At 36.7% G+C, this 531-nt stretch carries 1 protein-coding gene; it reads right to left on the bottom strand.

Annotated features, from left to right (window positions below; genetic code table 11):
* Window positions 1-531 (bottom strand): DUF7507 domain-containing protein (locus ACVC5O_RS00050; protein ID WP_452219423.1); only part of this gene is annotated, 531 nt, incomplete at both ends.

The following is a 531-nucleotide window of genomic DNA, read 5'->3' as shown; positions in this document are numbered from 1 at the left end:
TTGTTAGTATCACCATCAAGAGTAAGTGTTGCAGTAATATCACCACCTAATAAATCATCAGTAATGGTGATGGTGTTTACAGATACATCACCAGTATTAGTTACTGTAAATGTATAATCTATAACAGTACCAGCAGTCACACACTCTTCACCATTAGGCAATTCTGCAGATTTTACAATAGCAATACTAGCAGTAGTACATATCGTAACCTCAGTATTATCTTGATCGATGGTATAGGTATCTGTAGCTTCAACAGGATCAGTTCCGTTAGGTTCTAAACCAGCAGCAGTAACGTTATTGGTAATGTTTCCATTATCAATATCCGTTTGTGTTGCAGTGTATGATGCACCAGTAAAGATCCAAGTCTCGGAAGGATCTAGGATACTGTCGTTGTTAGTATCACCATCAAGAGTAAGTGTTGCAGTAATATCACCACCTAATAAATCATCAGTAATGGTGATGGTGTTTACAGATACATCACCAGTATTAGTTACTGTAAATGTATAATCTATAACAGTACCAGCAGTCACA

It is taken from the genome of Lacinutrix salivirga, assembly GCF_053604675.1.
This window is presented reverse-complemented; position numbering and strand designations above follow the sequence as displayed.